The 21530-nt window shown below is 64.7% G+C and carries 15 protein-coding genes and 2 tRNA genes; 12 read left to right on the top strand and 5 right to left on the bottom strand.

Annotated elements, in window-relative coordinates; all coding sequences use genetic code 11:
* Positions 1-9: 9 nt before the first annotated feature.
* Together ACWYRN_RS07910 and ACWYRN_RS07905 are read left to right on the top strand one after the other, a co-directional pair.
* Positions 10-2016, top strand: coding sequence for a primosomal protein N' (locus ACWYRN_RS07910; protein WP_488691897.1), 2007 nt, complete (start codon positions 10-12; stop codon positions 2014-2016).
* A gap of 78 nt (positions 2017-2094) precedes the next feature.
* A complete protein-coding gene (locus ACWYRN_RS07905) occupies positions 2095-3534 on the top strand; it encodes a dihydrolipoyl dehydrogenase (RefSeq protein WP_488691896.1) in 1440 nt (479 codons plus the stop codon).
* A 136-nt stretch (positions 3535-3670) separates the two neighbouring features.
* On the opposite strand, the gene ACWYRN_RS07900 is transcribed toward ACWYRN_RS07905, so the two are convergent.
* Both ACWYRN_RS07900 and ACWYRN_RS07895 read right to left on the bottom strand, forming a co-directional pair.
* Positions 3671-4210 carry an REP-associated tyrosine transposase gene (locus tag ACWYRN_RS07900; RefSeq protein WP_488691895.1) on the bottom strand — a complete coding sequence of 180 codons (540 nt, stop codon included), beginning with the start codon at positions 4208-4210 and terminating at the stop codon, positions 3671-3673.
* A 178-nt stretch (positions 4211-4388) separates the two neighbouring features.
* On the bottom strand, positions 4389-4874 hold the full coding sequence (locus ACWYRN_RS07895; RefSeq protein ID WP_290421002.1) for an SRPBCC family protein: 486 nt from the start codon (positions 4872-4874) through the stop codon (positions 4389-4391).
* Positions 4875-5133: 259 nt separating this feature from the next.
* Here ACWYRN_RS07895 and ACWYRN_RS07890 point away from each other — a divergent pair, with 259 nt between their 5' ends.
* Positions 5134-7215 carry a UvrD-helicase domain-containing protein gene (locus ACWYRN_RS07890; protein WP_488691894.1) on the top strand — a complete coding sequence of 694 codons (2082 nt, stop codon included), beginning with the start codon at positions 5134-5136 and terminating at the stop codon, positions 7213-7215.
* Positions 7216-7502: 287 nt separating this feature from the next.
* Positions 7503-7706 (top strand): SlyX family protein, encoded by a 204-nt coding sequence (locus ACWYRN_RS07885; RefSeq protein WP_488691893.1) that lies wholly within the window; start codon positions 7503-7505, stop codon positions 7704-7706.
* A 109-nt stretch (positions 7707-7815) separates the two neighbouring features.
* Here the strand turns inward: ACWYRN_RS07885 and ACWYRN_RS07880 are convergent, their stop codons facing one another.
* The gene (locus tag ACWYRN_RS07880) at positions 7816-9108 is read right to left on the bottom strand and encodes an FAD-dependent oxidoreductase (protein ID WP_488691892.1); all 1293 of its coding nucleotides are present in this window, start codon (positions 9106-9108) and stop codon (positions 7816-7818) included.
* A gap of 140 nt (positions 9109-9248) precedes the next feature.
* Here ACWYRN_RS07880 and ACWYRN_RS07875 point away from each other — a divergent pair, with 140 nt between their 5' ends.
* The 7 genes from ACWYRN_RS07875 (at position 9249) to ACWYRN_RS07845 (ending at position 19317) form a co-directional block, all read left to right on the top strand.
* Positions 9249-10055 carry a DUF6624 domain-containing protein gene (locus ACWYRN_RS07875; RefSeq protein WP_488691891.1) on the top strand — a complete coding sequence of 269 codons (807 nt, stop codon included), beginning with the start codon at positions 9249-9251 and terminating at the stop codon, positions 10053-10055.
* Positions 10056-10217: 162 nt separating this feature from the next.
* Positions 10218-12350, top strand: a complete 2133-nt coding sequence (locus ACWYRN_RS07870) for a M3 family metallopeptidase (protein WP_488691890.1) — start codon at positions 10218-10220, stop codon at positions 12348-12350.
* 217 nt (positions 12351-12567) lie between these two features.
* Positions 12568-14688: a M3 family metallopeptidase gene (locus ACWYRN_RS07865; protein WP_488691889.1), complete on the top strand. Its 2121-nt coding sequence runs from the start codon at positions 12568-12570 to the stop codon at positions 14686-14688.
* A gap of 230 nt (positions 14689-14918) precedes the next feature.
* Entirely contained in the window at positions 14919-15131 is a 213-nt protein-coding gene (locus ACWYRN_RS07860; RefSeq protein WP_229436482.1) for a VF530 family protein, read from the top strand.
* A gap of 10 nt (positions 15132-15141) precedes the next feature.
* Positions 15142-15426, top strand: coding sequence for a DUF4404 family protein (locus ACWYRN_RS07855; protein WP_229436483.1), 285 nt, complete (start codon positions 15142-15144; stop codon positions 15424-15426).
* Between the two features lie 103 nt (positions 15427-15529).
* Positions 15530-17878, top strand: a complete 2349-nt coding sequence (locus ACWYRN_RS07850) for a YgiQ family radical SAM protein (protein ID WP_488691888.1) — start codon at positions 15530-15532, stop codon at positions 17876-17878.
* A 272-nt stretch (positions 17879-18150) separates the two neighbouring features.
* Positions 18151-19317, top strand: a complete 1167-nt coding sequence (locus ACWYRN_RS07845) for a GGDEF domain-containing protein (protein ID WP_488691887.1) — start codon at positions 18151-18153, stop codon at positions 19315-19317.
* Between the two features lie 443 nt (positions 19318-19760).
* Here the strand turns inward: ACWYRN_RS07845 and ACWYRN_RS07840 are convergent.
* Positions 19761-19837 (bottom strand) — tRNA-Asp (locus tag ACWYRN_RS07840).
* 39 nt (positions 19838-19876) lie between these two features.
* Positions 19877-19952: transfer RNA gene (locus ACWYRN_RS07835), tRNA-Val, on the bottom strand.
* A 184-nt stretch (positions 19953-20136) separates the two neighbouring features.
* On the opposite strand from ACWYRN_RS07835, the gene ACWYRN_RS07830 reads away from it, so the two are divergent.
* A complete protein-coding gene (locus ACWYRN_RS07830; RefSeq protein ID WP_488691886.1) occupies positions 20137-21408 on the top strand; it encodes a glycerate kinase type-2 family protein in 1272 nt (423 codons plus the stop codon).
* Positions 21409-21530: the final 122 nt, after the last annotated feature.

The raw sequence follows: 21530 nt of genomic DNA, 5'->3' as shown, positions 1-21530 counted from the left end.
AGGATAAATTTGCCGCATTGCATCCTAGAAATCGCACTCGACACACCGCTCAACAGCGTGTTCGACTACGGCTGGCCGCATGAGGAAGGCGCCGTGCCCCTGGTCGGACAGCTGGCGCTGGTGAGCTTCGGGCGGCGCGAAGTGATGGGATTGATCGTCGCGGTCAAGCACGAGACCGACGTCCCGCCCGAAAAGCTCAAGGATGCACTGGCAGTGCGCAGCCAGCTCGCGCCGCTGTCGAAAGAGTGGCTGGCGCTGGCCGGTTTCGCGGCCGATTACTACCAGCGTCCGCTCGGCGAAGTGGCCTTGCCCGGCCTGCCGAAGAACCTGCGCATCCCGAAAACCGTGGCGCTCGACCGCGCATTGAAAAAGCTGGCCAAGCTCGATGCCGCAACAGATGCCACCCCGTCCGGCATGCCGCCCCTGAACCCGGAGCAGCGCGAAGCGGCCGATACCATCGGCGGCGCGATCGGCTTCAAGCCGCTGCTGCTGTACGGCGTGACCGGCAGCGGCAAGACCGAGGTCTACCTGCAAGCCTGCGCCCAGGTGCTGGCGCGCGACCCGCAGGCGCAGATCCTGATCCTGGTCCCGGAGATCAACCTGACGCCGCAACTGGAAGGGAACATCCGCGCGCGCTTCCCGGGCCTGGCCCTGGCCACCCTGCACAGCAGCCTGTCGGAAGGCGAGCGCATGCTGCACTGGCTGGCCGCGCATGGGGGGCAGGCGCGCATCGTGCTCGGCACGCGCCTGGCGATCCTGGCGTCGCTGCCGCACCTGAAACTGATCGTCATCGACGAAGAGCACGACCCGTCGTACAAGCAGCAGGAAGGCCTGCGCTATTCCGCGCGCGACCTGGCCGTGTGGCGCGCGCACCAGCTGCGCATTCCCATCGTGCTGGGTTCAGCCACGCCCTCGCTGGAAAGCTGGCACCACGCGCAGACGGGCCGCTACCGCAAGCTGGAACTGCGCGAACGCGCCGTGCGCGACGCCGTGCTGCCCACCGTGCGCCTGCTCGACATGGAGCGCGACAAGCCGAAGGAAGGCCTCACCTCCGGCCTGCTGGCCGCACTGCGCCGGCGCCTCGAACGCGGCGAACAGTCGCTGCTGTTCCTGAACCGGCGCGGCTATGCGCCGGTGATCACCTGCGAATCCTGCGGCTGGATCAGCAATTGCACGCGCTGCACTTCGTTCATGGTGCTGCACAAGCCCGAGCACCGCCTGCGCTGCCACCATTGCAGCCTGGAGCTGCGCATCCCGCGCCATTGCCCGACCTGCGGCAACGTCGATCTGCAGCCCCTGGGGCGCGGCACCCAGCGCTTCGAGGAAGGGCTGGCGGCGATGTTCCCGGAAGCGCGCATCCTGCGCATCGACGCCGACTCCACGCGCAAGAAGGGCAGCGCCCAGGAAGCCTTCGACACCGTGCACCGCGGCGAAGTCGACATCCTGATCGGCACCCAGATGGTCGCCAAGGGCCACGACTTCAAGAAGCTGACCCTGGTCGGCATCCTGAACCCGGACACGGCCCTGTTCTCGCAGGACTACCGCGCCAGCGAGCGCCTGTTCGCCCAGCTGATGCAGGTGGCGGGCCGCGCCGGGCGCGCCGGGCTGGCGTCGGAAGTACTGATCCAGACCCGCTATGCCCAGCATCCGCTGTACGCGGCGGTGGTCAAGCACGACTACGACCGCTATGCCGGCAGCTTGCTGGAAGAGCGCCGGCAAGCCGCACTGCCGCCCTACATGTACCAGGCGCTGCTGCGCGCCGAGGCGCCGGAACTGGCCACCGCGATCGCCTTCCTGGAAGAGACGCGCGACATCCTGCCGAGCGATGCCGTGACCCTGAACGACCCGATCCCGATGACCATGACGCGCGTGTACAACGTCGACCGCGCCCAGCTGCTGGTGGAGTCGAGCTCGCGTCCGGCGCTGCAGGCCTTCCTGAAGGAGTGGGTGGGCTTGCTGCGGGCGCTGAAGACGCGCGTGCGCTGGTCGCTCGAGGTCGATCCGCTCGACATCTGAGCACGCCGCAGGCGCCAGCAACGGGCAAGAGCGGCAAAAAAAGCGTAACCTCTCGGAGCCAGAACGACGAGGACAACAATGAACAAAATGAATGTGGACGTGGCCGTGATCGGCACCGGCACCGCCGGCATGTCGGCCTACCGCGCCGCCCGTGCCGAAGGGGCGCGCGTGGTCGCCATCGAAAGCGGCCCTTACGGCACCACCTGCGCACGCGTCGGCTGCATGCCGAGCAAGCTCCTGATCGCCGCCGCCGATGCGGCCCACGTGCTGGACCTGGCACCGGGCTTCGGCGTGCACCCCGAGGGCAAGCGCGTCGACGGGCGCGCCGTGATGGAACGCGTGCGCCGCGAGCGCGACCGCTTCGTCGGCTTCGTGCTCGAAAGCGTCGAGAGTTTTCCGGCCGCCGACAAGATCCAGGGGCGGGCACGCTTCATCGGGCCGCACACGCTGCGCGTGGACGAGCATACCGAGATCGAAGCAAAGACAGTTGTGATCGCCACCGGCTCGACGCCGACCGTGCTGCCGCAACTGAAGGACGTCGGCCCCGGCATCGTCACCAGCGACGACGTGTTTTACTGGGACGATCTGCCCAGCTCGGTGGCGGTGATCGGCACCGGTGTGATCGGACTGGAACTCGGCCAGGCGCTGACGCGCCTTGGCGTGCGCGTGAGTTTGTTCGCACGCGGCGGCAGCGTCGCCCACCTGAGCGACCCGGAAGTGCTGCGCGCGGCCACGCGTACCTTGTCGCAGGACCTCGACCTGCGCTTCCAGACCGAAGTCGTGCGCGCAGAGCAGCAGGGCGGCGAGGTCCTGCTCACCACGCGCGACGCACTCGGCAAGGAGACGAGCGAGCGCTTCCAGTACGTGCTGCTGGCCACCGGCCGCACGCCGAACGTGCACGGCATGGGGCTGGAAGAAACGGGGCTGGAGCTGCAGCCGAACGGCATCCCGGCTTTTGATAGCCGCACCATGCAATGCGGGAACAGCCACATCTTCATTGCCGGCGACGCCAACAACGAACTGCCGCTGCTGGCCGAAGCGGCCGACCACGGCAAGATCGCCGGTGAGAACGCGGGCCGCTTCCCCGACGTGCGCCCTGGCCTGCGCCGCACGCCGCTGGCGATCGCGTTCACGGAGCCGAACATCGCCACCTGCGGCAAGAACTACAAAGCCCTGTGCGAAGGCGGCCGGCCGAAGTTCGCCATCGGCCAGGTCTCGTTCGAGAACCAGGGGCGCAGCCGGGTGATGTTGCAGAACAAGGGCATGCTGCGGGTGTATGCCGAGTACGGCACTTGCCGCTTCCTGGGCGCCGAGATGATCGCGCCGCGCGGCGAGAACATCAGCCATTTGCTGGCCTGGGCGGTACAGGCACGGCTGACCGTGCCGCAGATGCTGGAGATGCCGTTCTATCATCCTGTGATCGAGGAGGGCGTGCGCACGGCGCTGCGCGACCTTGCGGCGAACCTGGCGAAGGGGGTGAACCATACCGACCCGGCCGATTCGGAGCCGGGGACGTAAGTCATCGGTAACTGATCAAGGATCGAAAAAATGACCGTACGGTGGGCACTCCGTGCCCACGCGGTTACGTGCGCCTCCTTATCCCCGCTGCCGCAATGATTCGCTCCGCGGCTTCAACCCCGGCTACGCACGCGAACTAATCCCACTCCACCCGCTGCGCATGCACAGTCCCACCCCAATCCGCCGGATACACACCCTCGCGCACATACCGATGAAACGTCGAAAACGGCCACACCGCCGCGCTTGCAGCATACCCATGCTTGACCGGATTGAAATGAATGTAATCCGCATGCCGCTCGAAATCCCATTCGTCGCGAATCCTGTGCTCGTGGAAGCGGCGATGCCAAATGCTCGCATCGCGGTGCTTGATGCGTGATGCCGACGGTTGCCAGCCATCTTCGAACTGGGTCGCGCATGAACGGGAAACGAGACGCTTGATCAGGGCCCAGCGTGTCGAATAGTCGGCATCATCCGGCGGCAGGGTCCAGATGGTGTGCAGGTGATCCGGCATCAGGACCCAGGCATCGATGTCGAAAGGGCGGCGTTGGCGTACCTCGATCAGGGCTGAGCGCAGGGCCGTGCGGATCGGGACCGAACAGAGAATGGGACGGCGCCAGTACGACACCAAGGTGAAGAAGTAGGTTTGGCCATCACGGGCGCGGCGGTAGCGGGACATGGTGGCGCGGATTGTAGGGCGCGTTCACCATCGCACGGGAGGCGGTGTGGATGATCATTGAGACGCGTCAGTAAGACGCGTCCGGATCGACCGAACAGGGGTTATCGCGACGCGGCGTTCCGCGTGGGCACGGAGTGCCCACCGTACGGGTGACGCCAACGTCTCAAGACACGCTAACTCAGTTCAGGTAACTCGCATCCAGCTTCCCCTCGGCCGCCATCTGCCGCAGGATGCGCACCGTATCGATATCCGCCTCCTCATACGCCGATTTCTTGAAATCGTCGTACATCTTGTTGGCCGGATCGCTGTGCTCGCCGGTGCCGTCGTCGTACGCGAAGCGCACGTACAGCCGTGCCGAGTCCGGCGCTTCGATGGTCATGGTTAGCAGCGATGCCTGGATTTCGCCCTGGGCCGGCACCTCATAGCGCACTTCCTGCAGCGGGGTCAGGATGACGGTGTCGTGCACCACCAGGTCGCCGTAGCGCAGGCGGCGCTGGAAGCTGCCGCTTTCGCGTTCGCCGATCTCGCACTCGTCCAGGTGCGGCACGAACAGCTTCGGCGATTCGGCGCGGATGACCAGGCCGCGCCACAGCTGTTCGCGGGTGATCGTGTCGATCAGCGGGTTGAGCGGGTCGTTAATTTCGATCAGGTGTTCAAATTTCATTGTTGTCAGCTCGTAGCAGTGGGCGCGGGGCGCGATGGGGCGATGGTAACCGATCGCGCCCGAAGCAGCCCATATGCCGCCAGCCTGGCGGAATTCAACCTGCGCGCCCGTGCTCATCCGCCAGCGTTGCAGATTTGCACAGCAAGATTGCCGGATCGACCAGGGCGCTCCCGGGAAGCGGCCAGAAAGCGCCAAGTTCGCCGCGCACAGCCGCGCCGGCTTCGCTACAATACTCAGCTGTCCTCACGATTGCATCCCCATGTCCAATGCACCAAAGTTCGGCCTGAACGGGCCGCAAAGCGAAGCCGTGCTCTATCTCGACGGCCCCTGCCTGGTGCTGGCCGGCGCCGGCTCGGGCAAGACGCGGGTGATCACCCAGAAGATCGCCTACATGATCGAAGACCGCGGCTATGATCCGCGCACGATCGCCGCGCTCACCTTCACCAACAAGGCCGCGCTCGAGATGCAGGAGCGTATCGCCAAGCTGCTGAAACAGCCGAAGCAGGCCAAGCAGCTGACCGTCTCGACCTTCCACTCGCTGGGCGTGAAGATCCTGCGCCAGGAAGCGGCCGGCGTCGGCCTGAAGGACAAGTTCTCGATCATGGACAGCGACGATTGCTACACCATCGTCTCCGATCTTGGCCTCACCACCGACAAGCAGGAAATCCGCCGCATCCAGAACGCCATCTCGCTGTGGAAGAACGGCCTGGTCGACCCGGACGACGCGATCAAGCAGGCCAAGGACGAGGACGAAGCCCAGGCCGGGCGCGTCTACCGCAGCTACGTGGCCACGCTGCAGGCCTACCAGGCAGTCGACTTCGATGACTTGATCCGCCTGCCGGTGGAGCTGTTCCGGAATAACGACCCGATCCGCGACCGCTGGCAGCGCCGCCTGCGCTACCTGCTGATGGACGAGTACCAGGACACGAATACCTGCCAGTACGAGCTGGTGAAACTGCTGGTCACCGGCATCGGCAAGAAGCCGATGTTCACGGCCGTCGGCGACGACGACCAGGCGATTTATGCCTGGCGCGGCGCCTCGGTCGAAAACCTGAAGACGCTGCAGGTCGACTTCCCCGACCTGCGCGTCATCAAGCTGGAACAGAACTACCGCTCCACCACGCGCATCCTGCAGGCGGCGAATGCCGTCATCGGCAATAACCCGAAGCTGTTCGAGAAGTCGCTCTGGTCGGAACACGGCCTGGGCGAGCCGATCAAGGTGATGGGCATGCAGAACGACGACCAGGAAGCCGACCAGGTGGCGATCATGATCTCGGCCGACCACTTCCAGCGCAAGAACAAGTGGTCGGACTACGCCATCCTCTACCGCGGCAACCACCAGGCGCGCGTGATGGAGCAGGCGCTGCGCAAGGAACGCATTCCGTACACGATGTCGGGCGGGCAGAGCTTCTTCGATAAAGCCGAGATCAAGGACATCATCGCCTACCTGCGCCTGATCGCGAACCAGGACGACGACCCGGCCTTCATCCGCGCCGTCACCACGCCGAAACGCGGCGTCGGCATGGCCACGCTGGAAGTGCTGGGCGAATTCTCGCGCCAGTGGAACTGCTCGCTGTTCGAGGCGGCCGGCAAGGGCGGCATCGAAGCCAAATTGCAGGACCGCCAGCTGCACCCGCTGCGCGACTTCTGCCGCTTCATCGACGACTTGGAGGACCGTGCCACGCGGCCCGGCCCGTCCGGCAGCGGCGACAATGCCGCCGAGGTGCTGGACGACATGATGAAGGAGATGAACTACGAGCACTACCTGTACGAGAACTTCGACGACCGTGCGGCGCAAAGTAAATGGCAGAACGTGCTGGAGTTCACCAACTGGCTGAAGGAACGCGGCCGTGGCGGGCGTGACCGCGATGGCGAGGAAAAGAACCTGCTCGAATTGACGCAGATGGTGGCGCTGATGTCCATGCTCGAGGGCCAGGACGAAACGCCGGACGCGGTGCGCATGTCGACCCTGCACGCCTCGAAAGGGCTGGAGTATCCGCACGTGTTTTTGGTGGGCGTGGAAGAGGGGATTTTGCCGCACAAGGGCGACCCGGACGACCCGATCGAGAAGATCGCCGCACGCATCCAGGAAGAGCGGCGCCTGATGTACGTGGGGATCACGCGCGCCCAGCGCACCTTGCAGATCACCTGGTGCAAGAAGAGGAAGCGCGCGGGCGAGCTGGTTCACTGCGACCCCTCGCGCTTCATCAAGGAGATGGCGCTGGACGAGGGCGATGCGCCACCGAAGGAAAGCGAAATCATCAGCCCGAAGGACCGGCTGGCCAGTTTGAAGGCCTTGCTGGCGACGCCGAAGCCGGACGCGCCGAATCCGGTGGCGTGATCACCTCTAGCGCTACCCGGTAGGCTGATGCATCGCCGCCGTTTTCCGTAGGGTGGGCACTCCGTGCCCACGCGCTACGTGTTCGTGATTGCACCTGCGGCCGCAATGAATCGCTCGCACAGTATTCGAAGGGCGATATTCAAGCGTACGTAATCGCCGAAACGGTACGAGCGATCGATCACCGCCGCAGGTGCAAGGACACGCCTGTACCGCGTGGGCACGGAGTGCCCACCCTACGAAACCCGGCATAATGCCGGCTCCTTAATCTGTATTCTGAAAAGACCCCCGTGGACCACGAAGACCGTTTTGTCGATATCGAAATCAAGCTGGCGCTGCAGGAAGACCTGGTCGACACGCTGAACCAGACCGTGTACCAGCAGGCGCGCAAGATCGACCAGCTCGAAGCCATGGTCGCCAAGCTGGCCGAGCACATCCGCAACCTGCAGGAGGCGGGCCAGAACCCGATCAACGAGCGTCCGCCGCATTACTGATCGTGTTGTCCTAGGTGGGTTCGAGCCGCACGCGGACCGACCCACCGTACGCGGCTCTGGATGTTGATCGACCTGCAAAAGCCGGACCGCGTGGACACAGGTGTCCACCCTACGAACCTGCGCCGAGCCGCTCACCCAGGCGCTTGCCCAGGCACAGCAAGCTCAAGGTCGGCGGCAAGCCCCAGGGCTCGGGAATCACCGACGCGTCGCACACGAACAAGCCCGGCGTCGGCGTCTGCAAATCCGCATCGACGCCTTCCCCGATGCGCACGCTGCCGCCCGGGTGCGCGGCGAAATGCCAGGACTTGAAGATGTGATGCGCGCCCGCCTCGCGCAGGATCGCCTTTGCCATCGCTACCCCATGCGCCAGCTTCCTGCGGTCGCTCGCCTGCAGCGTCTTGTCGGCCCAGCGCGGACCGACGCTGCCGCCGATCTCGTCGCGGATCTTGACCATCATCGACAGGGTGCGGCGGTGCGCGAACAAACGGTCGACCCGGCCCACCTGCGCCGCGAATGCCGCATACATCGGTTGCGGCAGCGTCAAATCAGCCAGCGCGACGCCCTCGTCGTGCAGGTGCAGGCCGGCCGCCATTGGCACTTCAGCTCCGCCATCGATATCGTCCACCGTGCCCATCACCGCCACCACCGGGTCGCTGAAGAAGGGCACGCGGCGCGGGCCGAGACCTGAGGCGTGCAGGATGCGCGGACTGCCGATGCCGCCGCCAGCCAGCACCACAATCGGCGCCGAGATCGTCTGCACGCTGCCTTGCATGTCGACCTCGACTCCGGCCGCGCGGCCATCTTGCACCAGCACACGCAGCACGCGGGCACGGTCCACCAGTCGGGCGCCGGCGCGGCAGGCCTCGTCGATGAAGTCGCGCGCCGTCCACTTGGCGCCGTAAGGGCAGCCATACACGCAACGCCAGCAGCCGCTGCGGCAGGCGGCGGGGCGGATCATCTTGTCGAGCTTGCGCCAGTCGAGCGAGAGCGAACGGGCGGCCGCCATCATGCGCGCGGCCATCGGACCGACCAGCGAATCGGGCAGGGGCGCCAGCGGTAGTTCGGCGCGCAATGCGCCCAGGGCCGGCGCCAGGTCGATACCGTGGCGCGCGAACATGGCCTGCGGTGGCGGGGCGGCGGTGGCGAAGTTGATGGCCGAGCTGCCGCCGAGGGTGACGCCGCCGACCAGCAGCGAAGCGTCGCGGTGCAGCCAGGCGCCCTTGCCGGGAACGGCGGCCATCGCCGCCATCTGCGTTACCGTACCGGTCAGCGGGGCGGCGCTGCCCTGTTCCAGCACCAGCACGCGCATGCCGGCGCGGGCCAGTTCGCGCGCCGTACTGGCGCCGCCAGGGCCGCTGCCGGCGACGACGGCGTCATATGAGGGATGCAGCTTGGGAAGCATGAAGGAAAAGGGCGATCGTGACAGGCGGATGCTAGCACGCAGCGCTGCTTCTTCACTGCCTGGCAACAGGCATGGCATCCTGACAATCCAACCGGGAACTGTGCGAGAATCTTGCCAATTTAAAACTAATCGAGTCTGCCATGGCGTTTCGTCCACGCGTCCTGTTGTTTGCCCTGCCGCTGCTGGCCACTGCCGCCCAGGCGGTCGAGTTCAGCGGCCTGATCCGCAGTTCGACCGGCACGCTGCCCTCGTCCATCGAAGTCGAAGCCGACCGGCGCGGCGAGAAGACTGTCCTTGTCGGCAGCGTCGAGAATGGCCGCTACCGTATCGACTTGCCGAGCCCGGGCATGTACCGCGTGCGCCTGCAGGCACCCGGCTGGGAAGCCGAACCGAAGCTCGTCTTCGATCCGCAGACCACCGGTGCACGCGACTTCCTGCTGTATCCGGCCAAGCTGCCCGAGCCGGAACTGGCGGCCGAGCTGCTTCGCATGGGGGAAGAAGACCAGGATTTTCGCAAGAACATCCCCAGGCAGCCCGACGCGGCGTTCATCAAACGCTGGCAGGAGAACGACCGCGTACGTGAAGAGCGCCTGGCCCGGATCATTGCCGAAAAGGGCTGGCCGCGCATCTCCCAGGTTGGACACCGGGCCGCGAACGCCGCCTGGCTGATCGCCCAGCATGGCACGGACGACTTCCTGAAGCGCTGCCTGGTGCTGATGAAAGCGGCGGCGGCGGACGGTGAAATCACACCGAACCACCTGGCGCTGTCGATCGACCGCGTGCTCACGCAAGACCAGCAGAAGCAGATCTACGGCAGCCAGTTCCAGACCAACCAGGACGGCAAGACCTTCCTGCTGCCGGTCGAGGACTTCGAACACATCGACGAACGCCGCGCCAGCATGGGCCTGGAACCCTTCGCCGAATACCGCAAAAATTTCGAAAAATAGGCGTCAAGCTGCGTGTAAACACCGTCAATACCCCTGTCCCTGCGCGTTTGTTAGCACTTTGTTTCACTGTGACGATACGGAAACAAAGCCTGTTATGATCTCCGGCGCACCTGCCGCGCGGCGATCCCGCGGGCAGCCCAAGTCGAATTCGTGAGAGAGACAATGAAACGCCCAACCATGCTCATCATCGCGGCCAGCCTGGCGTTCGCCGGCACCGCTTTCGCCGCTCCGGCCGGTTCCGGCACTGCCCTGGATGCATCGAATCCCTTCGCCAAGCCCAGCACCCTGCCGTTCAACTACCCGGCCTTCGACAAGATCAAGGACGAGCACTTCCTGCCCGCCTTTGAAGCCGGCATGCGCGAGCAGCTGCGCGAAGTGGCCAGCATCGCCAACAACAAGGCGGCGCCGACGTTCGAAAACACCATTGTCGCGATGGAGCGCTCGGGCCAGATGCTGTCGCGTGTGTCCGCCACCTTCTCGAATTTGCAGACCGCGAACACGAACGACCGCCTGGACGCCGTCGACCGCGAGATGTCGCCGAAGCTGGCCGCGCATGGCGACGCCATCTACCTGAACCCGAACCTGTTCAAGCGTGTCGAGACCCTGCACGCCAAGCGCGACACGCTCGGCCTGGACGCCGAAGCCAAGCACCTGCTCGAGCGCTACTACAAGGAATTCGTGCGCGCCGGCGCCAAGCTCTCGAACGCCGACAAGGAAAAGCTGAAGGCCTACAACGGCCAGATCGCTTCGCTGCAATCGGAGTTCTCGCAGCGCGTGCTGAAGGAAGCCAACGCCTCGGCGCTGGTGGTCAACACCCGCGAAGAACTGGCCGGTTTGTCGGATGCCGAAATCACCGCCGCCGCCGCCGAAGCCAAGAAGCGCGGCATGGACGGCAAGTACGTCATCGCCATCGTCAACACCACGATCCAGCCGCCGCTCTCCAGCCTGACCAACCGCGCCGTGCGCGAGCGCCTGCAGGCGGCGTCGATGGCGCGCGGCAGCCGCGGCGGCGAATTCGACAGCCGCGACCTGGTGCTGCGCCTGGCCAAGCTGCGCGCCGAACGCGCCGTCCTGCTGGGCTACCCGAACTACGCCGCCTATTCGCAGGAACTGGAAACCGCGAAGAACCCGGCCGCCGTGAACAAGCTGCTGGCCGAACTGGCCAAGCCGGCCGTGAACAACGCGAAGAAAGAAGCGGCCGAGATGCAGAAGATCGTCGACGCCGAAAAGGGCGGCTTCCAGATCGCGGCCCACGACTGGGCCTACTACACGGATAAAGTGCGCGCCGCCCAGTACAACTTCGACGAAAGCCAGCTGCGCCCTTACTTCGAACTGAACAACGTGCTGGTGAACGGCGTCTTCTTCGCCGCCACCAAGGAATACGGCATCACCTTCAAGGAACGCAAGGACCTGCCGGTGTATGACCCGGACGTGCGCACCTTCGACGTCATCGACGCCAACGGCAAGCAGCTGGCGATCTTCATCTTCGACCCGTACGCGCGCGCCAACAAGCAGGGCGGCGCCTGGATGAACGAGTATGTGTCGCAGTCGCACCTGCTGGACCGCCACCCGGTGGTCGGCAACCACCTGAACATTCCGAAGCCGGCCGCCGGCGAGCCGACCCTGCTCACCTACGACGAAGTGCGCACCGCCTTCCACGAGTTCGGCCACGCGCTGCACGGCATGTTCTCGGACGTGAAGTACCCGCACTTCTCGGGCACCAACGTGCCGCGCGACTTCGTCGAGTACCCGTCGCAGGTGAACGAGATGTGGGCCACCTGGCCGGAAGTGCTGGCCAACTACGCCAAGCACCACAAGACCGGTGCGCCGATGCCGAAGGAGCTGCTCGATAAAGTGGTCGCCTCGAAGAAGTTCAACATGGGCTTCGTGACCACCGAATACCTGTCGGCTTCGCTGCTCGACCAGCGCTGGCACCAGCTGACCCCGGCCCAGGTGCCGACCGACGTGCTGGCGTTCGAAGCCAAGGCGCTGAAGGATGCCGGCGTCGACTTCGCACCGGTGCCGCCGCGCTACCGCACGACCTACTTCTCGCACTCGATGAACGGCGGCTACTCGGCCGGCTACTACGCCTACCTGTGGAGCGAAAAGCTCGACGCGGATACGGTGCAGTGGTTCACCGAGAACGGCGGCCTGTCGCGCAAGAACGGCGACCACTTCCGCAAGACCCTGCTGTCGCGCGGCGGCACGGCCGATGCAATGGATTTGTTCCGCAACTTCCGCGGGCGCGATCCGATCATCGAGCCGCTGCTTGAGCGTCGTGGTTTGACGCAGTGATGGTTGGCGTTGGCGGTATGCGAGAGCACCGCCAACAATGATCATCGTTCCGCGTGGGCACGGAGTGCCCACCGTACGGTTCAGATCGCTTGAACACAAGCGTCGCCGATCCTTGCCAATAGCGTTGACCGTAGGGTGGGCACTCCGTGCCCACGCGGAACGACGCCACCACGGAACCCTGAATTTTTCACCGCACCACACTAGAAACAGAGACCCCATGACCCGTCCCCAACTCCTGCTGATCGCCGCCAGCGTCGCCGTCGCGAACCTGGCCTATGCCCAACCTGCTTCGATGCTGGAAGCCTCGAACCCGTTCGCCAAGCCGAGCACCCTGCAGTACCAGTACCCGCCGTTCGACAAGATCAAGAACGAGCACTTCGCGCCGGCCTTCGCAGAAGGCATGCGCCAGGAAGCGGCGGAGATGGAAGCGATCGCCAACAACAAGGCGGCGCCGACCTTCGAGAACACCATCGTCGCCATGGAGCGCTCGGGCCGCCTGCTCGACCGCGTCGGCGCGGCCTTCGGCACCCTGCAAGGCTCCTACACCAACGACACCCTGCAAGCCCTGGCCAAGGAACTGGCGCCGAAACAGGCTGCCCACAACGACGCGATCCGCCTCAATCCCAAGCTGTACGCGCGCATCAAGGCGCTGTACGACAAGCGCGACAAGCTGAACCTGGACGCCGAGTCGAAGTACCTGCTCGAGCGCTACCACACCGACTTCGTGCGCGCCGGCGCGCAGTTGTCGGAGGCCGACAAGCAGAAGCTGAAGGCGATGAACAGCCAACTGGCCGCACTGTCGACCCAGTTCGCCCAGAACGTGCTGAAGGAAGCCAACGCTTCGGCCCTGGTCGTGAACACCCGCGAAGAACTGGCCGGCATGACCGACAAGCAGATCGACGCCGCCGCCGCCGAAGGCAAGAAGCGCGGCCTGGACGGCAAGTTCGTGATCCCGGTCGTGAACACCACCCAGCAAGCCGGCCTGTCGGTGCTGACCAACCGCGCCACCCGCGAGAAGCTGCTGGCCGCATCGCTGGCGCGCGGTTCGCACGGCGGCGAGTTCGACAACCGCGACGTGGTCCTCAAAATCGCCAAGCTGCGCGCCGAACGCGCCGTGCTGCTGGGCTACCCGAACTTCGCCGCCTACAACCTGGAAGACCAGACCGCGAAGACCACCGGCGCCGTCAACAGCCTGCTGGCCGAATTCGCCAAGCCGGCCGTGAACAACGCCAAGAAGGAAGCGGCCGAGATCCAGAAGGTGATCGATGCCGAGAAGGGTGGCTTCAAGGTCGCCGCCCACGACTGGAACTTCTACAGCGACAAGGTGCGCCAGCAGCGCTACGCCTTCGACGCTTCGCAGCTGCGTCCTTACTTCGAGCTGAACCGCGTCCTGCAGGACGGCGTGTTCTTCGCCGCGAACAAGGAATTCGGCCTGACCTTCAAGGAACGCAAGGACCTGCCGACCTACGTGGAAGACGTGCGCACCTTCGACGTGTTCGACGCCGACGGCTCGCAGCTGGCGATCTTCACCTTCGACCCGTACGCGCGCGCCAACAAGCGCGGCGGCGCCTGGGCCAATGCCCACGTCGGCCAAAGCAAGCTGCTGGGCACGAAGCCGGTCATCGCGAACAACCTGAACATCGCCAAGCCGGCCGCCGGCGAGCCGACCCTGCTGACCTACGACGAAGTGCGCACGACCTTCCACGAGTTCGGCCACGCGCTGCACAGCATGTTCTCGGAAGTGAAATACCCGCGCCTGTCGCGCGTGCCGCGCGACTACGTCGAGTTCCCGTCGCAGGTGAACGAGATGTGGATGGCCTGGCCGGAAGTGCTGGCCAACTACGCCAAGCACTACCAGACCGGCGAACCGATGCCGAAGGAACTGCTCGACAAGGTGCAGGCTTCGCAGCAATTCAACGAAGGCTACCGCACCACCGAGTACCTGGCCGCGTCGCTGCTGGATCAGGCCTGGCACCAGCTGAGCCCATCGCAGATCCCGACCGACGTGCTGGCGTTTGAAGCCGAGGCACTGAAGAAGGCCGGCGTCGACTTCGCACCGGTGCCGCCGCGCTACCGCACGACCTACTTCTCGCACACCTTCTCGGGCGGCTATTCGGCTGGTTACTACGGTTACCTGTGGGCCGAGAAGCTGGACGCGGATACCGTCAACTGGTTCAAGGAAAATGGCGGCCTGACCCGCAAGAACGGCGACCACTTCCGCAAGACCCTGCTGTCGCGGGGCGGCACGCTCGATGCGATGCAGATGTACCGTAATTTCAGCGGGCGTGATGCGCAGGTGCAGCCGCTGCTGGAGCGTCGTGGGTTGACCGGGGAGTAATCGTTGATATGCCGGCACGCATGGCCGTGCCGGCAACATTTCGATTGATCCGATGATGTACCGCGTGGGCTCGAGAGCCCACCCTACAAAACCGAAGCCTGCGACGGTTCGGATGTTGTAGGGTGGGCACTCGTGCCCACCGTCTTTTTTCGTGTCCATGAATACCCCACCGCCCACCGAATCCGGTGTATAAACACCTCGATTCCCACAACGAAAAATCCCCTCAAGCGATGAGTGTTCAGTCCCTCCACGGTATTACTTTAGAATCGCTGTTAACCCGCCTGGTCGAGCACTACGGCTGGGACGGACTCGGCCGCCGGATCGATATCAACTGTTTCCAGAAAGATCCGAGCATCAAGTCGAGCCTAAAGTTTTTGCGCCGCACGCCCTGGGCGCGCGAAGAGGTCGAGAAGCTGTATCTCGAGACCCGCTTCCCCAACTAGCGAGAATGCCATGCTGAACGAGAACGATCCGGACCTGAAAACACGCCTGAAGACCCTGCACCGCAGCTTGTCGGAAACCGACGAGGTCGACGAGGAACTGCAGATGCTGCTGCGCCAGCTCGATGGCGACATCAAGCAGGTGCTCGAGCGCCGCGCCGACCAGGACCTCGACGCCAACACCTATGGCCTCGGCTCGCGCACCCAGGAACTGAGCGCCCGCTTCACTGCGCGCCACCCGAAAGTGGCCACCACGCTGAACGAACTCGGCAGCATCCTGTCGAACATGGGCATCTGAAGCGCCGAAAAGAGAGGCTGCTCAGCCACAAGTCATTGAAATGTAAGCAATTTTCCGGGCAGGGAGCAGCCGCAAAAGGGGAATTCCGGTACAATGCCGGCCAATGAACTCCCCAGCCAATCTCTTCGCGAGCGTGCCCAAGCGCTCCAGCCGCGCACCTGCCGCGCCTTTCCTGCCGATGACCCGCGCCGAAATGGACGCGCTCGGCTGGGATTCCTGCGACATCATCCTCGTCACCGGCGACGCCTACATCGACCACCCGAGCTTCGGCATGGCCCTGGTCGGGCGTCTGTTAGAGGCACAAGGCTACAAGGTCGGCATCATCAGCCAGCCCGACTGGACCTCGGTGGACCCGTTTCGCGCGCTGGGCAAGCCCAACCTGTACTGGGGCATCACCGCCGGCAACATGGACTCGATGGTCAACCGGTACACGGCCGACCGCAAGATCCGTTCCGACGACGCCTATACCCCGAACGCCGAGCCCAATAAACGCCCGGACCGCGCCGTCACCGTGTATGCCCAGCGCGTGCGCGAAGCCTATCCCGGCGTGCCGGTCATCGTCGGCTCGATCGAGGCCTCGCTGCGCCGCATCGCCCACTACGATTACTGGTCCGACAAGGTGCGCCGCTCGGTGCTGTTCGAGTCGAAAGCCGACCTGCTGATCTTCGGTAACGCCGAACGCGCCCTGGTCGACGTCACGCGCCGCATTGCCGCGGGCGAGAACATCAAGAACATCCGCGACTTGCGCGGCACCGCCTTCCTGGTGCCGCAGGGCTGGCTGCCGGACGAAGAATGGTCTGTGCACAATTCCACCCGCGTGGATGTGCCGGGCCGCATCGACAAGCAGCCGAACCCGTATGCGATGGCGCTGGAAGACCCGAAAGCCTGCGCGCTGGACAATGCCGCGCCGGAGCCGGAAGTCAAACCGGTCATCATCATGACGCGCGAACAGCGCCAGGCCGCCGCCCGCGAAAAGGCGGCGAAGACCGTGGTGCGCCTGCCGAGCTTTGAAACCGTCAGCGAAGACCCGGTGATGTATGCCCACGCCTCGCGCGTGTTCCACCTGGAATCGAACCCGGGCAATGCCCGCGCGCTGGTGCAGGCCCATGGCGACCGCGACGTCTGGCTGAACCCGCCGCCGCTGCCGCTGGCCATGGACGAGATGGACAACGTCTACGACCTGTCGTACGCCCGCGCGCCGCACCCGAGCTACGGCAAGGCCCATATCCCGGCGTGGGAAATGATCCGCTACTCGGTGAACATCATGCGCGGCTGCTTCGGCGGCTGCACCTTCTGCTCGATTACCGAGCACGAAGGCCGCATCATCCAGAGCCGTTCGGAGCCGTCGATCCTGCGCGAGATCGAGCTGATCCGCGACACGACCAAGAACTTCGCCGGCACCATTACCGACCTTGGCGGCCCGACGGCCAACATGTACCGCCTCGCGTGCAAGGAAAAGAGCATCGAGGAATCCTGCCGCCGCCTTTCCTGCGTGTACCCGACCATCTGCAGCAACCTCGGTACCGACCACAGCAAGCTGATCTCGCTGTACCGCAAGGCGCGCGCGATTCCCGGCGTGAAGAAGATCCTGATCGGCTCGGGCTTGCGTTACGACCTGGCCGTGCGCTCGCCGGAATACGTGAAGGAACTGGTCACCCACCACGTGGGCGGCCTGCTGAAGATCGCACCCGAGCACACCGAGCAGGGCACGCTGTCGAAGATGATGAAGCCGGGCATCGGCGCCTACGACGAGTTCAAGCGCATGTTCGAGAAGTATTCGATCGAGGCCGGCAAGAAGCAGTACCTGATTCCCTACTTTATCGCCGCCCACCCCGGCTCGACCGACGAGGACATGCTGAACCTGGCCCTGTGGCTGAAGAAGAACAACTTCAAGCTGGACCAGGTGCAGACCTTCACGCCGACCCCGATGGCGATGGCGACGACCATGTACCACAGCCGCAAGAATCCGCTGAAAAAGGTGACGGAAGACTCGGAAGTCGTGGAAACCGCGCGCAGCGGCAAGATGCGCAAGGCCCATAAGGCCTTCCTGCGCTGGCACCACCCGGAGAATTGGCCGATCCTGCGCGAGACCCTGGTCAAGATGGGCCGCGGCGATTTGATCGGCAATGGTGAGCGCCACCTGGTGCCGGCCTGGCATCCGTCGGAAGAGGGCGCCGTGCCCGCGGTGCGCGAGACCGGTGCGCGTACGGCACGCCAGCCGGTTGCCCGTACGCCGGCTGCCCGTACGCCGGCCGCCCGTACGCCGCCGGCGCCGGTGGCCAAGCGCGGCAATGGCATGCCGGCTCCGCATGTGGTGAATGCCCAGGCCGCGGCAAAGCGCCAGCCCGAGCGTGCCGGTGCCGGCGGACGCGCCGCTGCTGCCGCGCCGGAAAAGACGCGGCCGTCGATCCTGTCGACCATCAAGACCAAGCCGAAGGCGCCGCGCAAGTAAGCGTATTGTCGGTTCCGATCAAGGCCAGCCGCGCAGGGATGCGTGGCTGGCCTTTTCATTCCTGTTGTGTATGCACGACATTGCATCAGTCCTTGTCATGCGGCACTTGCCCCGCGCGACGCGAGACTGGTATCTAAATCGCCCAATCGTGCGAACAGCAAGGGCAAAAGACGGTAATATGATTCCTTTGGGAAATAGTTGTTAGCATTTTTATAGCGTTGCGCAGACAAATTTGATGTTTTCGTCATGCTGATGCTCCCGCAAGGAATGCAGTGATCGATATCCATACCTATATGCTGGCACTCGGCATCGGCAACATTTCGTTTGCCGTGCTGATGGTTGCGTACATCCGCGACACCGAACCCAGCCCCGGCTTGCGTTTCTGGACCTGTGCGCGCCTGGTGACCGGCGCCACCCAGCTGCTGGCCTTTGCCCGTCCGCAGTTGGGGCTGCCAGTGCTGGCGCTGGTCGAAGCGCTGGGCTGGTTCATCGGCTGGGCGCTGGAAGTGGCCGCGTTCTGCACCTTCTTCGAAGTGCGCAACTGGAAACGCTATGCCATTCCGATCGCCGGCCTGGCGCTGCTGGCGGCCGCCTGCATCGTGCCGCTGGAAATGACCAGTTATGGCGAACTCGTGGGGCTGGTGGCCTGCGTGTTCGCCCTGTCAACGATCTCGGCTGCCTTTGTGCTGCTCAGTCCACGGTTGAAGAATCCTACGCTGCTGCAGCGGATCATTGGCGTGAACAACGGCGTGTTCGGGGCGGCGATCGCGAGCTGGGCGGTCGGCGCCTTCCTGCGTGGGGAGCTGAACATGACCGAAGCCGATGGCCACCAAATGGCGGGCTATATCTCCGGCTACATGCTGATGATCGTGAACGGCTTCGGCTTCCTTTTGATGTCGAAGCAGCGCAACGATGCCGTCTTGAAGCGCCTGGCGACCCTCGACGACCTCACCGGCCTGCTGAACCGGCGCGCCTTCCTGGCCCGTGCCAACGAGGCGCGGCTGCTGGCGCTGCGGCTGCGCAAGCCGATCACGCTGCTGATGATCGACATCGACCACTTCAAACGCCTCAACGACCGCTTTGGCCATGCCAGTGGCGACGAGGCGCTGGTGCTGTTTGCCCGCGCCGCCGGCGGCTCCCTGCGCGAGCACGACATCCTGGGCCGCATGGGCGGCGAGGAATTCGCGCTGGCGATGCCGGGCACCGACCTGGAAGGCGCCCTGCAGGCCGCCGAACGCCTGCGCCAGGCCACCATGGCGATCTGCCTGCCCAGCTGCGGCAACAGTTATGAGATGACGGTGAGTATCGGCGTGGTCGTGATCGAGGCCAACGAGGAGTTGCCGGCCGCGCTCGCGCGCGCGGACCGCGCCTTGTACCAGGCCAAGCGCAATGGGCGCAATCGGGTGGAGTTGGGGGAGGCGGTGCGCCGGATGGCGTGAATAAGCCATTCAGGCGGGATTGATCGATAAGGCGACCGTACGGTGGGCACCCCGTGCCCACGCGGAAGCATGCACCGTGGCCGCTCTCTTTGACGCGGATCACATGATCATTGGCCAACGTTCGCCCGAGCGTTCCGTTAGCGCGTCGTTCCGCGTGGGCACGGGTGCCCACCGTACGGTCTCAGCCGCAGGCCATTGAAAGCGCTGCTTATATGGAGCCGTAAACGAAAGAAGGGTCCGACGAATCGGACCCTTCTTTCTTGATGCTGGCGGAGCGGACGGGGCTCGCCCACGTTCCGCGGGCCGCGGATTCCCTTGCAGGGGAATCCCTTCGAGCCCCAATACGTAATTCCTCCCATTGGTCGGAATTACTCCCCGCAGGGGGAGAACTCCTGTGCGGAAAAAGAAAAAGGTCCGACGAATCGGACCTTTTTCTTTGATGCTGGCGGAGCGGACGGGGCTCGAACCCGCGACCCCCGGCGTGACAGGCCGGTATTCTAACCAACTGAACTACCGCTCCGTTTTAACTGATCGGTTCTTCGTTTTCTGAAACTGAACTTGGTGGGCGCTGAGAGGCTCGAACTCCCGACCTAATCCTTGTAAGGGATCCGCTCTACCAACTGAGCTAAGCGCCCCGCTCACTTTATTCGTTTCGTCTAACGCTTGTCATTGCGTCTGAAGAGGCCCGAATCATAGCTAAGCCCTAGCGATTGCGCAAGGGTTTTTCTGAAAAATATGCAAAAAGCGTTTTTTCGCGTGAGCTGAGCCGTTGCCTTGGTTTTATGTCAATATCGTTCCATCCCACCCCAGGAGAACCGTTTGGAAGCGTTCGATCCCCGCCAGTTCCTGAGCCATCTGTTCCAATCGGCCCTCGCCGCCGTCGACCCCGCCAAGCTGATCGCGCAGCACCTGCCGCCGCCGCCGCGCGGACGCACGATCGTGATCGGCGCCGGCAAGGCAGCCGCGCGCATGGCGGAAGCGGTCGAAGCGCACTGGCAGGGCGAACTGAGCGGCCTGGTGGTCACGCGCTATGCCCATGGCGCACCGACCAGCCGCATCGAGGTGGTCGAGGCCGGCCACCCGGTGCCGGACGAAGCCGGCGTGCGCGCCGCCACCCGCATGCTGGAACTGGTGCAGGGGCTTACCGAGGACGACCTGGTGCTGTGCCTGATGTCCGGTGGCGGCTCGGCCTTGCTGTCGCTGCCGGCGCCCGGCATCACGGCGGAGGAGAAGCGCGACATCAACCGCCAGCTGCTGCGCAGCGGCGCGCCGATCGGCGAGATGAACTGCGTGCGGCGCCACCTGTCGGCGGTGAAGGGCGGGCGCCTGGCGCTGGCGTGTTACCCGGCGCGCGTGCTGACGCTGGTGGTGTCCGACGTGCCGGGCGACGATCCGGCCGTGGTCGCCTCCGGCCCCACCGTGCCCGACGGCAGCAGCGGCGCCGATGCCCTCGCTATCCTCCAGCAGTACGGCATTGCCGTGTCGGAAGCGGCGCGCGCCGTGCTGGCCGACCCGGCCCTGGCCGCGCCACGTCCGGACGACCCGCGCCTGGCGCGCAACAAGACGGTCGTCATCGCCACCGCCCAGGCGGCACTCGATGCGGCAGCCGAGGCAGCCCGCGCAGCCGGATTCACGCCCTTGATCCTGTCGAACAGCATCGAGGGTGAGGCGCGCGAGGTGGCAATCGTCCATGCGGCAATTGCACGCCAGGTGATCGAGCACGGCCAGCCCCTGCAGCGGCCCTGCGTGATCCTGTCCGGCGGCGAAACCTCGGTCACGGTGCGCGGGAAGGGCAGGGGCGGGCGGAATGCCGAATTCCTGCTGGCGCTGGCGCTTGCCCTGCGCGGTTTGGAAGGCGTGCACGCGATCGCCTGCGACACCGACGGCATCGACGGCACCGAAGACAATGCCGGCGCACTGCTGCGCCCCGACACGCTGGCGCGCGCGGCGGCAGGCGGGCTCGATGCCGCCGCCATGCTGCGCGATAACGATGGCTACAGTTTGTTCGCCGCACTGGGCGACCTGGTCGTCACGGGGCCGACCCGCACCAACGTCAACGATTTCCGCGCCATCATTATTGCATCGTCCTAGCACATTTGTTGTTATTTGACATCTGCATATGAATATTCACTTGATATTCAAAATCGTATAGCGAACAATCACGCCTTTGTTGGACGGCAACCTTGAGACATCAACAAGATGCAGGTGCCGCG

This window comes from Massilia sp. BAP21, assembly GCF_057801335.1.
The sequence above is the reverse complement of the archived record's forward strand: the minus strand, read 5'-3'. Positions and strand labels throughout refer to the sequence as shown.

Excerpts from the sequence above, each read along its gene's own strand:
- ACWYRN_RS07905 (WP_488691896.1), top strand. The coding sequence starts at position 2,095 with ATGAACAAAATGAATGTGGACGTGGCCGTGATCGGCACCGGCACCGCC.
- ACWYRN_RS07900 (WP_488691895.1), bottom strand. The coding sequence starts at position 4,210 with ATGTCCCGCTACCGCCGCGCCCGTGATGGCCAAACCTACTTCTTCACC.
- ACWYRN_RS07895 (WP_290421002.1), bottom strand. The coding sequence starts at position 4,874 with ATGAAATTTGAACACCTGATCGAAATTAACGACCCGCTCAACCCGCTG.
- ACWYRN_RS07890 (WP_488691894.1), top strand. The coding sequence starts at position 5,134 with ATGTCCAATGCACCAAAGTTCGGCCTGAACGGGCCGCAAAGCGAAGCC.
- ACWYRN_RS07880 (WP_488691892.1), bottom strand. The coding sequence starts at position 9,108 with ATGCTTCCCAAGCTGCATCCCTCATATGACGCCGTCGTCGCCGGCAGC.
- ACWYRN_RS07875 (WP_488691891.1), top strand. The coding sequence starts at position 9,249 with ATGGCGTTTCGTCCACGCGTCCTGTTGTTTGCCCTGCCGCTGCTGGCC.
- ACWYRN_RS07870 (WP_488691890.1), top strand. The coding sequence starts at position 10,218 with ATGAAACGCCCAACCATGCTCATCATCGCGGCCAGCCTGGCGTTCGCC.
- ACWYRN_RS07865 (WP_488691889.1), top strand. The coding sequence starts at position 12,568 with ATGACCCGTCCCCAACTCCTGCTGATCGCCGCCAGCGTCGCCGTCGCG.
- ACWYRN_RS07860 (WP_229436482.1), top strand. The coding sequence starts at position 14,919 with ATGAGTGTTCAGTCCCTCCACGGTATTACTTTAGAATCGCTGTTAACC.
- ACWYRN_RS07855 (WP_229436483.1), top strand. The coding sequence starts at position 15,142 with ATGCTGAACGAGAACGATCCGGACCTGAAAACACGCCTGAAGACCCTG.
- ACWYRN_RS07850 (WP_488691888.1), top strand. The coding sequence starts at position 15,530 with ATGAACTCCCCAGCCAATCTCTTCGCGAGCGTGCCCAAGCGCTCCAGC.